This is a genomic window from Saccharopolyspora kobensis (assembly GCF_900108315.1).
Classification (GTDB): domain Bacteria; phylum Actinomycetota; class Actinomycetes; order Mycobacteriales; family Pseudonocardiaceae; genus Saccharopolyspora; species Saccharopolyspora kobensis.
The window spans coordinates 632,480-644,503 of record NZ_FNVB01000005.1; the positions used below are offsets into that span (position 1 = coordinate 632,480).

15 protein-coding genes are annotated in these 12,024 nt (G+C 68.3%); 9 read left to right on the forward strand and 6 right to left on the reverse strand.

The window, feature by feature from the left end; translation table 11 throughout:
- Nucleotides 1–744, reverse strand: coding sequence for a GntR family transcriptional regulator (locus C4T78_RS19865; RefSeq protein ID WP_093349821.1), 744 nt, complete (start codon nt 742–744; stop codon nt 1–3).
- Between the two features lie 195 nt (nt 745–939).
- Between C4T78_RS19865 and C4T78_RS19870 the strand changes: the two genes are divergently transcribed.
- Nucleotides 940–1,155 (forward strand): HC3 family zinc finger protein, encoded by a 216-nt coding sequence (locus tag C4T78_RS19870; protein ID WP_093349823.1) that lies wholly within the window; start codon nt 940–942, stop codon nt 1,153–1,155.
- Between the two features lie 113 nt (nt 1,156–1,268).
- The gene (locus tag C4T78_RS19875) at nt 1,269–1,598 is read left to right on the forward strand and encodes a hypothetical protein (RefSeq protein ID WP_093349826.1); all 330 of its coding nucleotides are present in this window, start codon (nt 1,269–1,271) and stop codon (nt 1,596–1,598) included.
- Nucleotides 1,599–1,766: 168 nt separating this feature from the next.
- On the opposite strand, the gene C4T78_RS19880 is transcribed toward C4T78_RS19875, so the two are convergent.
- From C4T78_RS19880 to C4T78_RS19890, 3 genes are all read right to left on the reverse strand, one after another.
- Nucleotides 1,767–2,918: a YDG/SRA domain-containing protein gene (locus C4T78_RS19880; RefSeq protein WP_218161532.1), complete on the reverse strand. Its 1,152-nt coding sequence runs from the start codon at nt 2,916–2,918 to the stop codon at nt 1,767–1,769.
- A gap of 144 nt (nt 2,919–3,062) precedes the next feature.
- Nucleotides 3,063–4,454, reverse strand: a complete 1,392-nt coding sequence (locus C4T78_RS19885) for an MFS transporter (RefSeq protein WP_093349828.1) — start codon at nt 4,452–4,454, stop codon at nt 3,063–3,065.
- Nucleotides 4,451–5,416 carry a nucleoside hydrolase gene (locus C4T78_RS19890; RefSeq protein ID WP_093349830.1) on the reverse strand — a complete coding sequence of 322 codons (966 nt, stop codon included), beginning with the start codon at nt 5,414–5,416 and terminating at the stop codon, nt 4,451–4,453. Before C4T78_RS19890 ends, C4T78_RS19885 begins: the two co-directional genes overlap by 4 nt.
- A 160-nt stretch (nt 5,417–5,576) precedes the next feature.
- On the opposite strand from C4T78_RS19890, the gene C4T78_RS19895 reads away from it, so the two are divergent.
- The 3 genes from C4T78_RS19895 to C4T78_RS19905 all read left to right on the forward strand — a co-directional run bounded on the left by C4T78_RS19895 (nt 5,577) and on the right by C4T78_RS19905 (nt 7,963).
- Entirely contained in the window at nt 5,577–6,470 is an 894-nt protein-coding gene (locus C4T78_RS19895) for a ribokinase (protein ID WP_093349832.1), read from the forward strand.
- A 5-nt stretch (nt 6,471–6,475) separates the two neighbouring features.
- Nucleotides 6,476–7,165, forward strand: a complete 690-nt coding sequence (gene deoC, locus C4T78_RS19900) for a deoxyribose-phosphate aldolase (protein ID WP_218161533.1) — start codon at nt 6,476–6,478, stop codon at nt 7,163–7,165.
- A 66-nt stretch (nt 7,166–7,231) separates the two neighbouring features.
- Complete coding sequence (locus C4T78_RS19905; protein WP_093349837.1) at nt 7,232–7,963, forward strand: GntR family transcriptional regulator; 732 nt, start codon at nt 7,232–7,234, stop codon at nt 7,961–7,963.
- On the opposite strand, the gene C4T78_RS19910 is transcribed toward C4T78_RS19905, so the two are convergent.
- Nucleotides 7,941–8,498, reverse strand: a complete 558-nt coding sequence (locus C4T78_RS19910; protein WP_093349839.1) for a carboxymuconolactone decarboxylase family protein — start codon at nt 8,496–8,498, stop codon at nt 7,941–7,943. The two genes, C4T78_RS19905 and C4T78_RS19910, sit on opposite strands and share 23 nt — an antisense overlap.
- 57 nt (nt 8,499–8,555) lie before the next feature.
- On the opposite strand from C4T78_RS19910, the gene C4T78_RS19915 reads away from it, so the two are divergent.
- From C4T78_RS19915 to C4T78_RS19925, 3 genes are all read left to right on the forward strand, one after another.
- Nucleotides 8,556–9,032 (forward strand): MarR family winged helix-turn-helix transcriptional regulator, encoded by a 477-nt coding sequence (locus C4T78_RS19915; RefSeq protein WP_093349842.1) that lies wholly within the window; start codon nt 8,556–8,558, stop codon nt 9,030–9,032.
- Between the two features lie 154 nt (nt 9,033–9,186).
- The gene (locus C4T78_RS19920; RefSeq protein ID WP_093349844.1) at nt 9,187–9,864 is read left to right on the forward strand and encodes an alpha/beta fold hydrolase; all 678 of its coding nucleotides are present in this window, start codon (nt 9,187–9,189) and stop codon (nt 9,862–9,864) included.
- Between the two features lie 106 nt (nt 9,865–9,970).
- The gene (locus C4T78_RS19925; RefSeq protein ID WP_093349847.1) at nt 9,971–10,630 is read left to right on the forward strand and encodes an alpha/beta fold hydrolase; all 660 of its coding nucleotides are present in this window, start codon (nt 9,971–9,973) and stop codon (nt 10,628–10,630) included.
- A gap of 82 nt (nt 10,631–10,712) precedes the next feature.
- Here C4T78_RS19925 and C4T78_RS19930 read toward each other — a convergent pair whose 3' ends face one another.
- Nucleotides 10,713–11,348 (reverse strand): TetR/AcrR family transcriptional regulator, encoded by a 636-nt coding sequence (locus C4T78_RS19930; protein ID WP_235863333.1) that lies wholly within the window; start codon nt 11,346–11,348, stop codon nt 10,713–10,715.
- 103 nt (nt 11,349–11,451) lie between these two features.
- Between C4T78_RS19930 and C4T78_RS19935 the strand changes: the two genes are divergently transcribed.
- Nucleotides 11,452–12,015, forward strand: coding sequence for an NADPH-dependent FMN reductase (locus C4T78_RS19935; protein ID WP_093349852.1), 564 nt, complete (start codon nt 11,452–11,454; stop codon nt 12,013–12,015).
- Nucleotides 12,016–12,024: the final 9 nt, after the last annotated feature.

Sequence of the window (12,024 nt, forward strand, 5' to 3'; positions counted from 1 at the left end):
TCAGACGGCATCCCACGCGTAGCGAAGTTCGTAGGACTCACCGGGCATCACCATGTCGTTGACCTCGACCACCCGGTCACCGCTCCACGTGCGCCGCCGCACGACCAGCACCGGCCCGCCGCCAAGTCCGAAGATCTGTCGTTCATTCGCGTCCGGCATACGAGCACTAACGATCTCCTCATGCCCGGTGATCTCAATGCCCTGCTCCTCCAGCCGAGCAAGCGCACCACCAGGCCCTGTCTCGACCTCTTCAAGCGCGGTACCCCTGGTGATCTCACGCGGCAACCGAGACACCGCCAGCATCACCGGCTCACCGTCCGCCCGCATGACCCGATCACGAACGCACAGCTCGGAACCCTCTTCAATGCCAAAGAGCTCCGCAAAATCCTGCGCAGGCTCGAACCACACCTTGACCGACGACGACGGAGTGAACCCCTGCGCGTCCGCTTCGGCCAGGAAAGCGGCCTTGTTCGCATTCCGCCGAGCCTTGGAAAGGCGTTCGCGAGAGTCCAACCGACGAACGACCTTCGGCGGAGCGACGAACACGCCCACACCGTGACGCATCTGCACCAGGCCAGCGTCACGAAGCTCCTTCAGTGCCTGACGCACCGTGGTTCGGGACGCGTCGAACCGCTCCTGCAGAGCCTGCTCGGTCGGCAACTGGTCCCCGACCGACAACTCACCACGGTCGATCTGACCCCGCAGCGTCGCCGCGATCTCCTGGTACTTCGCCGCAGCGGACATTTGGAACACCTCGCACTAGACGTCTGAGACCTCACGAACGAGTGTCCCACCTTGCCCGAACCTCGCACCCGCCGCTATGTTCTTCACTTGTATGAGATGACTAATACGACTAGGACGAGTGCTTCAGCCTCAAAGACATCCAGGTGCCACTGCTGCTGATCACCCGTAGCAAAGACCACGATCGAGGGAGTCGAGATGTCGGTCCACTTGAAGTACGTGTGGCGCCCGGTCACGGGCGGCCGTCACGCTTTCCCCATCGCAGCAACGAAAACTCCACGAGCTGAGGAGGTCGAGGCCTACTGCGGAGCGAAGGCCCCTGCCGCCGAGCTGCATGATCGGTCTGAAGTGGACTGGGTCCGAGAGCGTTCGTGCATGAAGTGCTGGCGCCACCTCGCCGACAAGGGCCCGTGATATCGCGGGGCCCGGTGGCGAATTCGCGCGAAATCGTCACCCGCACGCCTACCGAAGGCTGATTTCTCGCGAAATTGACCGCCACCCCTCCCCGCGGAAGGACACACCACACCATGTTCTGGATCCAGCTCAGCACGTTCGTGCTGTTCAACGCCTTCCTGATCGCCCTGATCGCCACGCAGGTCCCGTTCGGAGGCTTGAGATTCACCACCGGCCAGCACGCCGGAACAGGCGACGGCGAGTACACCGTGTGGCATCTCATCGCCGATGTCGAAGCCGAACGCCATCGCGACAACGCCGACTCCGGCGCTCATGCGCGTCGTCGTGAGCGATCCCCCATAGCACTCGGCCCCCCGGCACAACCCGAGATCGGGCCGGAACTGCGGTTCCCCGAGCTCGACACCGACGACCAGCCCACCGGCCGACACCACCTCCACTGGTAGTCCCCGAAACCGGGTCGGTGCGGCACGACATCCCCCGGCCACCGCCGCACCGACCCACCCCGGTGGCCGGGCGCGAACCCCTCCCCGCGCCCGGCCACCGACCATCTCCCAGGAAGCACCGACGCCAAACGACTCCAGCGAGTCGACCCGGTCTGACGAGAGCCTGGATCAGGCGTGTATTGACCGGTGGTATGCGAGGTACTCGACATCGATCCGGTGGCTGGCGTCCACGCGCAGTTGGACATCTTCGCCGTTGCGAGAAACCGTGAGGTCGTCTGCGATCAAGATCGCACCCTTGTCGAAGAGGACGTGGCAGTTCGCGCAGAGGCACAGGATGTTGGCCGGGACGTCCGGCCCGTTGTGCGGAGTTCCCAGCGGCTTGATGTGCGCCCCTTCCGCATAGGCGTAGGAGCCGATCTCCAATCGCACAGCACAGACCTGGCACCGATAGTCGTGGATCTTCTTGACACCTTCCGCAACTCGGGTCGACCGAACGATCCGCTGTTGCTTGATGACGCGCCGTCCAGGTTTTTCATTGCCCTCTGGCAATTGTTGTCCCGACACGGGCGTCTCGAGGTCTGCCGCCGATGAGTTGCTACCGCACTTCTCCAAGCGGTATCGGCAAATTCGATACCCGCGAACTCCCGTTCCGAGCCACGCCTCCACTACGTTGAACAGCCCGTCGTACCGGTACCCCTCCGCCTTGCTCCCGCGGATCACCCGCACTGGTTCACCGGTGAAGGCGTTGGTGCGCAGGGCGGCGTTCTTCGTATCTTCGAAGGTCTGGTGGTCGATTTGCCGTCCTTTGCTGTCTTGCCCGCCACGGCCGGTGTAGATGATGATCGCACCGTGGTCCTCGTCATCCTCGTAACCTCCGGAGAGGACGATGGACTCCGCGCCTCGCTCCTTGGTGCCAACGATCCCGTCTCGCAGTGCCCGGTGAACGTCAGCGTCGTACAACTCCCGCCGGTCCGCGAAAACTCGACCTTCTTCGACCCCGGTGACCTCACCGAAGTTGACTGCGTCGGCCAAGGCTCTGGCCACCGCCGGTTGGACGGCCGTCAGACCGAACGAGCTCAACAACTCCGCGATCCCCGCTTCTCTCGTGGAGAGCTGCTTCGGGTCGATCGGAGATCCGGTGATGATTTGGTGTGCACCTGCGACGATCGAGGTTGCGTCGTAGAGATTGCGCCCCTCGAAGATCGCCAGTTCCTTCGAAGGCTTGGTGTCGTACTTCTGGCAGTATTTCCGCTGTCCCAGCTCATCGTGCTCCGCCATTGCGGCAACGACGGCGTCCCTGGTCAGATCCCGAAGCCCCATGCCCTCACCTTAAAGAGTGAGCACCCCAAACGGGTGGAATTGCTGCAGCGTGGCAACGCCTACATGCCGCATGCCAGGGTCACGGCTTCCCGCGGGTTGCCTTGGTGCCGGTCATCAAGATTCCCTCGATGGTCCAGTCAGTGCTCAGACCTTCTCCACCGATCCTGGCTTGCCCGGTAGAACGAAGGAGGCCAGGAGGGCTGCTGCGGAGATGACCGTGGCTACGACCAGGGCCGTGGTGAAGCCCGCTGGGTCAGTCGCGCCGTCGGGGGTGCCTTTGGCTACCAGGCCGGAGAGGACTCCGATGCCGACGGAGGCTCCGAGGTTGAACATTGTGGCGTTTAGGCCTGGGAGGATTCCGGGCGACTCCCGCGGGGCGTAGATGACTCCCATGCCGTTGAGGGCTGTTGCTGCGCAGGCTGCGTAGGAGACGCCCATCAGGGTTACCAGCGCGAACAGGAGCCAGGGGGAATTGACCGCGAAGATCGTGCCTGCGATCAGCAGCAGGTTGCCCACTAGGCCGATTCGGAGCATGTTTCGGTAGCCGATGCGGGGGGCCCACGATCCGGCCATGGGGGCCAGAAGCCAGCCGGCCAGGGCGTAGGGCATCAGGAACATCAGGGCCGTTGTGGTGCCGTCGTAGGCGAAGCCGGCGGTCGCGTTTTGGGCGAGGGTTGGGTAGACGAAGGTCAGGACCGCGAAGATCGAGGCCATCGTGCAGAACGTTGTCAGGAGGAGGCCCCAGACTCCCCTGCTTCGCAGGGCTCGGAGGGGGAGCAACGGGTCTGCTTGGTTTCGCTCTACCAGCCAGAACAGGGGGAGGAGGAGCAGGCCCACCAGCAGGCAGGTCAGGGGCCAGGTTGCGAACCAGCCCATTGTCGGGCCGAGGGTCAGCCAGGCGTTGATGCCCAGCAGGGCCAGGCAGATCACCGCCGCTCCTCGCCAGTCCATGCGGGCGCCCGTGCGGGCCGAGTCCGGGACCCAGGCCGCGATCATCGCTACCGCGATCACCTCCAGGGCGAAGGTGAGGCCGAAGATTCCTCGGAAGCCGATCGTGTCCGTGATGACTCCGCCCAGCAGCGTGTCCACGCCCGCCACACCGCTGTTCACCGCCGTCAGGATGCCCAGGTAGCGCCCGAACTGCGCCGTCGGGAGGATGTCTCGGAGCGTCAGGATGCCGAGGGAGATCGTGGCGCCGCAGGCTCCTTGGAGGGCTCGGCCGATCATCAGGGTCTCGACGTTCGGGGCCACCGTCGCGATCAGGCTGCCCGTGGCCATCACCGCGATCGAGCCGAACAGGACTCGGCGGCGGCCGATGATGTCGCTGTAGCGCGGCAGGACCACGCCCGCCAGGCCCGCCACGAACAGGAAGACCGTGGCGCTCAGGCCGATGGTGCCCACGTCCGTGCTCAGGGACTTGGCCATGTCGTCGATGGCCGGCGACAGCATCGTCGCGTTCATCTGGAAGCTGGCCACCGCGACCAGCAGGGCCGTCAGCACCAGGGGCGGGCGGACCCGCGCAGCAGCCAAGGTCACGCCATCTCCCGGGACAACGCGGTGCGGGTGGCCAGGAGGTTCTTGATGTAGGCGTAGAACGCCGGGGCGTCGATCTCCTCGATCACCGTCGCGTTCGGCTCCAGGCCGTGCACGCCCCAGGACATCGCCGCGTAGCCGCGGGTCAGCTCGCCCGCCGTTTCCACGTCCACGTGGTAGCGGGCGCTTCGGGTGATCAGCTCCGGGTGCAGGAGGACCGCCGCCGTCAGGGAGTCCGGGTGGGTCGTGCCGTCGATGCCGACGCTGCGGTCGAACTCCAGGGTCGCCGCGCAGACCGTGGTGAAGAAGTCGCCCAGCGGGGTGCCCAGGGCCGCGATCTCGTCCAGCTTCGGCTGGTCGAACACCGCCTGGTCGAGGGTCAGCGGGGCCCACGGGACCACCACGATCTCGAAGCCCGCCGCGAACACCGCCTTGGCGGCTTCGGGGTCCACGTAGAAGTTGAACTCCGCCGCCGCGGTGATGTTGCCGCGGGCGTTGTTGGAGCCGCCCATCACGTAGAGGGTCTTGACGTTGCCGACGAAGTCCGGGTCCTTGACCACCGCCGTCGCGATGTTGGTCAGCGGGCCGATGGCCACGATCGACAGCTCGCCGGGGTTCTCCGCGGCCAGCCGGACCAGCGCGTCCACCGCGTGCTCGGCTTCCGGTTCGCAGCCGGTCAGGTCCATCGTCAGGCCGCCGGCGCCGTCACCGTGCACGTTCTCCGCGCTCTCCCACGGGCGCACCATCGGGCGGCGGCAGCCCAGGTGGATCGGCACCTCGCCGAGGCGACCGGCCACGTTGCAGGTCAGGTGGGCGTTGCGGACCTGGTGGTCGAAGTCGACGTTGCCCGCCACCATCGTCACGGCGCGCAGGTCGGCTCGCGGGTCGAGCAGGCCCGCGAGCAGGGCGATGCAGTCGTCCTGCGCCGTGTCGGTGTCGATCACCAGCGGGATGGTTTCGGGCATCGCATCTCCTGCACGAATATGTTCATTGATTTGTCCACTCGGTGGAACCGCACGTACTGTAAGTCGACGCAGATAACGCGTCAATCCAGGCGTGCGGCACGGCAGTGGACGCTGTCGCGCAGGACACATATGTACACTGTTGTACATTCAGGGAGGTGCCATGCGGATCGCTGTTGTGGGCAGCTACGGCACGGGCATGACGATGCGGGCGGAGCGGATTCCCGGCCGCGGCGAGACGCTGGGCGACGCCACCTTCTCGCTCGGACCGGGCGGCAAGGGCTCCAACCAGGCCATCGGCGCAGCTCGGCTCGGCGCCGACGTCTCACTCCTGACCGCGATCGGTGATGACGTGCTCGGCGCGCAGGGCCGCGAGCTGTGGCGGCGCGAAGGCGTCGACGCCAGCGCAGTGGCCACTGTGGACGCTCCGACCATGACCGGGGTGATCCTCGTCGAGCAGGACGGGGAGAACCGGATCATCGTCGCGCCCGGCGCGCTCGACCTGCTGTCCCCGGCGCACGTCGCCGGTTTCGCCGAGGTCATCGCCGACGCCGACCTGCTGATGGTCTGCAACGAGATCCCCGCCGACACCGTCGCCGCCGCGCTGCGCACCGCTGCCGAGCACGGCACGCCGACCCTGTTCAACCCGGCTCCCGCCCGCGACCTGCCGCAGGACGTGGCCGCGCTGGTCGACGTCCTCACCCCGAACCTCACCGAGGCGCAGGTGCTGACCGGCCTCGACACCACCGACCCCGGCGCCCTGCTGGACGCGCTGCGCCAGCGGTTCGCCGCGAAGATCGTGCTGACCTGCGGCACCGACGGCGCGCACGTCGACGACGGCGTCGAGCGCGCGCACGTCCCGCCGGTGCTCGCCACCCGGGTCGTGGACACCACGGGCGCCGGCGATGCGTTCAACGCCGCGTTCGCCGTCGCCTGGTGCCGCGGCTGGGACCTGCGCCGCGCGGCCCGCTACGCGGCGGCGGCCGGCGCCTTCGCCGTGGCCCACCACGAGGTGGTCCCCGGCCTCCCCCGTTCCGAAGACCTCGAAGAAAGGTGATCGACGTGTCCGCTTACTCGGCCGCCGAACCGGCCTCGCTCGCCCCGTTCATCCAGCACACCGCCATCGAGATCGGCCTCACCCGCGAGGACCTGATCCGGCACTGCGAGGAGGCCGTGCGGTTCGGCTTCAACGCCGCGATGGTCCCGGCCTCCTGGGTGCCGCTGGTGGCCGAGCGGCTGCGCGGCAGCGGTGTCCAGGTCGCCAGCGCGCTGGACTTCCCCACCGTCGGCTCGATGACCACGGCGGGCAAGGCCGCCGAGGCGCGCGCGATCGCCGAGGCCGGTGCCGACCAGCTCGACATGGGCGTGCAGGTGGGCTGGTTGCGCAGCGGCATGGAGCAGGAGTTCCGCGACGACATCGCCGCCGTGGTGGAGGCCGCCGGGATTCCCGTGAAGGTCATGCTGGAACTGCCGAAGTTCAACGCCGAAGAGCGGGAGCGCGCGGTGCAGCTGGCGATGGACGCCGGTGCGGCGTACCTGAAGAACGCCAGCAGCGGCGCGGTCGAGGTCGCCAACGCCGACAGCATCGCCTACCTCGTCGAACGTGCCCGCCCGGGCGTGCGGGTGAAGGCGTCTGGTGGGATCAAGACCGCCGAGCAGGCCGTGTCGCTGCTCGACGCGGGGGCTTCGCTGTTGGGCACCAGCGCGGGCATCGCGATCGTGACCGGCGGCGCGGCGGCTTCGTCGTACTGACCGCAGCGGGGGTCGTGAGCGCGCAACAGTGTTCTCACGACCCCACGACCGACCGAAGGGGGCCAGGTGAGGATCTCGCGGGATGCTCCGGAGCCGCTGCACGCGCAGATCGCGGCGTCGTTCCGGGAGGACATCCTCAACGGTCGCTGGCCCGCCCACTACAAGCTCCCGCCCGAGCCGGCGCTCGCCGAGCAGCTGGGCGTCAGCCGCGGGACGCTGCGCAAGGCGCTGGCCGTGCTCATCGAGGAAGGGCTGCTGGTGCAGACCCGCGGGCGCGGCACGTTCGTCACCGCTGGAGTGCTCGAGCCGCAGATCGCGCAGCGCCTGCACTCGCTGTCCGAGGACTTCCGCGCGCAGGGTCACGCGCTGGACGTCCAGGTCGTCAGCGCCCGCTTGGAAGGGCTGCAGATGGCCGTCCAGGCGCTCCTCGGGGCGCCGCCGGGAACTCCCGGGCTGCGGCTCGTGCGGGTGTTCCGCGGGCCGCAGGGGCCGCTGGCGTACCTGGTGAACTGGGTGCGGGCGGACCTGTGCCCCGGCATCGAAGACGTTGATTTCCAGCGGAATTCGCTGTTCGACGTGCTGGAGAAGTCCTACCGGCTCCCGGTGGCCGAGGGGCGCCGGACGTTCAGCGCCGAGCTCGCCCGCGAGGACGTCGCGGAGGCCTTGGAGATCTCCACCGGGTCGCCGGTGCTCTACCTGGAGCAGGTGACCTACACCCGCGACGGGCAGGCCGTGGAGTACTCCGACGTCTGGATCAACAGCACCGCCGTGAAGGTCACCTCGCTGCTGACGCGCTGAGCCAGGCGAACGGCGCGAGCTGCTCGTCCAGCGGTGCGTCCACGAGCCGGTTGGCCAGGGTGGACGTCGTGTACGTGCCGACGCCGAGGACCACTTCCAGCGCGTTCTGCTTGGTGTAGCCGTGCGCCAGGAACGCTCGCAGCTCCTCGGCTCCCACCGCACCGGCGCGTTCCACGAGCCGCAGCGTGAACACGCGGATCGCTTCGAGGCGCTGATCCGCCAGCGGCCGCTGCTCGCGCAGCGCTTCGACGAGTTCGGGTGCCGCGTTCAGCGCGGCGAGCTTCGCGGAGTGCATCGCGACGCAGACGTGGCACTCGTTGCGCGTTGCGATCGTCATGATCACGACTTCGCGGGCGAGCGGATCCAGCGTCGTGTCGTCGAACATCGCGCTGAGCTTGAGGAATCCGTTGAGCAGGTGCGGCGATTCGGCGAGCCGCGCCACGGCCGCGGGCAGGTGGCCGAGCCGCTCGGCGGTGCCGGCCATGGCCCGGCGGGAACCTTCCGGCGCGGTTTCGGTGGTGTGGTCGGTGAACAAGGCACTCCCCTAAACTCGACAACGTGGTTGACGAAAAGGTAAACGAGGTTGTCGATTATGGCAAGCGCTGACTCGCCGGGCTTCGAGCTGCCGCTGCTGCTCTTCGCCGGCTTCCGGTCGCTGATCGACCAGCTGCACGCCGAACTCGCCGAGCAGGGCCACCCCGACGTGCGCCCGGCGTACGGGTTCGCGATGCAGGCCATCGGCCCGGACGGCGCGACCGCCAGCGAGCTCGGGCGCAGGCTCGGCATCTCCAAGCAGGCCGCCGGGAAGACCGCCGACCGCCTGGAGAAGCTCGGCTACGTCGAACGAGCGGACGATCCGGACGACGCCCGGCGCAAGCTGCTCCGGCTGACGGACCGGGGCGTGGACGCGCTGACCCGCTCCGCGGCGATCTTCGACGACCTGCGCGCGCAGTGGGCGGAGTCGCTGGGCGCGGAGCGGCTTCGCGACCTGGAATCCGGACTGCGCGCGATGGTTCCGGGCAACTCCTTCCGGCTGGACGTCCCGGGCTGGTTCGGCGCCTCGCCGTAGCCGTTCTTCGCGGGAGGTCGCGGCCCTGAAGCTTCCACATCCCGGGACGATCCGCTGCGGTTGCGCCGAAAGTCCGCTTTGCGACCGGTTTTTCCGAACCTCCGACCGAAGGCCACATAGGATCGATTCGAGATCGAACCTTGGAGGACTGGGAATGTCGACCTACGTGCTGGTTCCGGGCGCTTGCCACGGCGGCTGGTGGTACGACCCGATCGCGGCGGAACTGCGCGCCGCAGGGCACACCGTGCACGCGGTGACCTTGACCGGGCTGGGCCCGCAGGAATCCGGTGCCGGGGTCAACCTCGACACCCACATCGACGACGTGGTCCGCCTGCTGGAGGCCGAGGACCTGAACGACGTCGTGCTCTGCGGGCACAGCTACGCGGGCATGGTGATCACCGGCGTCGCCGACCGGGTGCCGGAACGGATCGCGACCCTGCTGCACGTCGACGCCTTCGCACCCGAGGACGGGGATTCGGCCTGGTCACTGACGGACGGCTTCTGGCACGACTGGTACGCGGGCGGAGCGGGCAGGGACGGATTCGCCTTCGCGCCGCTGCCGGTCCACGAGGAGCGCGCGGTGCCGCACCCGCTGGGAACGGTCGTGCAGGAGCTCCGGCTGACCGGTGCGCACCTGCGGGTTCCGCGCCGCGAGTACGTCTACTGCGCCGAATTCGAGAACTCACCGTTCACGCCGACCTACGAGCGGCTGAAGGACGACCCGTCGTGGCACGTCCGTGCGCTGCCGGTCGGGCACGACCTCGTCCAGGAAGCCTTCGACGACTTCCGCGAGATCCTCCTCGACGCCGCGCGCGAGACGTCGCGGGCTTGAACCGAGCGGGGCGCTTCCCGCGCGTTCCAGGAAGCGCCCCACTTGTGGACAGGAGCTGTCCTAAAGGGCTCCTAGGGTCGGTCGCAGACCGATCCGAGGAGGAGACATGGCGACTTACGTGCTGGTTCCGGGCGCTTGCCACGGCGGCTGGTGGTACGACCCGATCGCGGCGGAACTGCGCGCGGAGGGCCACACCGCGCACGCGGTGACGCTGACCGGGCTGGGTCCGCAGGAGTCGGCGGCCGGGGTCAACCTGGACACCCACATCGACGACGTGGTGCGGCTGCTGGAGTCGGAAGACCTGCGTGATGTCGTGCTCTGCGGGCACAGCTACGCGGGCATGGTGATCACCGGCGTCGCCGACCGGGTGCCGGAGCGGATCGCGACCCTGCTGCACGTCGACGCCTTCGCACCCGAGGACGGCGAGTCGGTCTGGTCGCTGACCGACGACTTCTGGCACGACTGGTACGCGGGCGGTGCCGGCGAAGACGGATTCGCGTTCGCGCCGCTGCCGGTGCTGGACGAGCGCGCCGTGCCGCACCCGCTGGCCACGATCACCCAGCAGATCCGGCTGACCGGTGCGCACCGCCGGGTTCCGCGCCGCGAGTACGTCTACTGCGCTGCGTTCGAGAACTCCCCGCTCACCGCGACGTACGAGCGGCTGAAGGACGACCCGACGTGGCACGTCCGATCGCTGCCGATCGGGCACAACATCATCCGCGAGGACTTCGACACCTTCCGCAAGATCCTCCTCGACGCCGCGTGACCTGACGGATGCGCAGCGCTGGGCACCTTTGACCGACCACGCCGGTCAAAGGTGCCTTCGCCTCGGCGGGGAGCACGACCGTCTACTGCGGACGGTAGGCGCGGAGGAACACCCGCACCCCCGCCGCGACGATCTCGCCCAGCTCGGCCTCGTCCAGGGGCAGCGCACCGAAGTAGGTGCGGCTCTGGGCCTCCGCCCCCACCAGCGCGACGAAGTGCATGGCCACGCGGTCCGGGACGTCGACCTCCAGCAGACCCCGCTCGCCGAGTTCGGCCATCCGGCGCGCGAGCGCCTCGTGCACGCGGCGCGGCCCCGCTTCCTGCCAGGCCTCCAGGACGTCCTCCGGGATGTGGCCGACCTCGGCGTTGATCTGCCGCACCAGCGCGAAGTGCGCGCCGAAATCGCTGGCCGTCAGGACGAACGCGCGGCCGAGCCCGACGAGGTCGGACTCCAGGTCGGCGATCTTGCCGAGGTGGCGGTCCAGGTCGGCGAACTGCGCCTCGCGGACCTCCGCCGCGCTCTCCATGACCACCTCGCGGAACAGCTCCGCCTTGTCCGCGAAGTGGTTGTAGATGGTGCGCGTCGACACCTCCGCCGTCTTGGCGATCGCGTCGATGCTGGCGCGGGTGTAGCCGTCGCGGCCGAACACCTCCCGCGCCCCTTCGAGGATCGCTCGCCGCTTCTCCACCCCTCGGCGCGAAGCGTTTCCGCTGCTCAAAGCACTCTCCCAAAAATAAGTACAACGGCCATTGCACTAAGTGCATTACACGTTGTACTTTACCTCGTGTCCGCCTCCACCGCACGGAACTGAGGAGCGAGAGATGTCCGCACTGCGACTGGCCGTCATCATCGGGAGCAACCGGGAAGGGCGCTTCGGGCCGACCGTGGCCGAATGGTTCGCCGGGCAGGCGCGGGAGTTCGGCGACGTCGACGTCATCGACCTGGCCGAGATCCCGCTGCCCACCGTCATCGACTTCGGCGCCGCGCCGGACCCGCACGTCGTCGCGCTGGCCGAGCGGCTGGCCGCGGCCGATGCCTACGTCGTCGTCACGCCCGAGTACAACCACAGCTTCCCCGCCCCGCTGAAGAACGCGATCGACCTCTACCGCGCGGAGTGGCAGGCCAAGCCGGTCGGTTTCGTCTCCTACGGCGGGATGGGCGGCGGCCTGCGCGCCGTCGAGCAGCTGCGGCTGGTCTTCGCCGAGCTGCACGCGACGACCGTCCGCGACACCGTCAGCTTCCACAACGCCTGGGAGCGCTTCGACCAGGACGGCGCCCCGCTGGACGAGGGCTGCAACGCCGCCGCGAAGGGAATGCTGACCCAGCTCACCTGGTGGGCTCGCGCGCTGCGCACCGCGCGGACCGCCGAGCCGTACGCCGCGTAGGGGACGACC

What these genes read in the sequence shown, in the direction of transcription:
- C4T78_RS19865 (WP_093349821.1), bottom strand. Translation starts at nt 744, where the DNA reads ATGTCCGCTGCGGCGAAGTACCAGGAGATCGCGGCGACGCTGCGGGGT.
- C4T78_RS19870 (WP_093349823.1), top strand. Translation starts at nt 940, where the DNA reads ATGTCGGTCCACTTGAAGTACGTGTGGCGCCCGGTCACGGGCGGCCGT.
- C4T78_RS19875 (WP_093349826.1), top strand. Translation starts at nt 1,269, where the DNA reads ATGTTCTGGATCCAGCTCAGCACGTTCGTGCTGTTCAACGCCTTCCTG.
- C4T78_RS19880 (WP_218161532.1), bottom strand. Translation starts at nt 2,918, where the DNA reads ATGGGGCTTCGGGATCTGACCAGGGACGCCGTCGTTGCCGCAATGGCG.
- C4T78_RS19890 (WP_093349830.1), bottom strand. Translation starts at nt 5,416, where the DNA reads ATGCCCGAAACCATCCCGCTGGTGATCGACACCGACACGGCGCAGGAC.
- C4T78_RS19895 (WP_093349832.1), top strand. Translation starts at nt 5,577, where the DNA reads ATGCGGATCGCTGTTGTGGGCAGCTACGGCACGGGCATGACGATGCGG.
- C4T78_RS19915 (WP_093349842.1), top strand. Translation starts at nt 8,556, where the DNA reads ATGGCAAGCGCTGACTCGCCGGGCTTCGAGCTGCCGCTGCTGCTCTTC.
- C4T78_RS19920 (WP_093349844.1), top strand. Translation starts at nt 9,187, where the DNA reads ATGTCGACCTACGTGCTGGTTCCGGGCGCTTGCCACGGCGGCTGGTGG.
- C4T78_RS19925 (WP_093349847.1), top strand. Translation starts at nt 9,971, where the DNA reads ATGGCGACTTACGTGCTGGTTCCGGGCGCTTGCCACGGCGGCTGGTGG.
- C4T78_RS19935 (WP_093349852.1), top strand. Translation starts at nt 11,452, where the DNA reads ATGTCCGCACTGCGACTGGCCGTCATCATCGGGAGCAACCGGGAAGGG.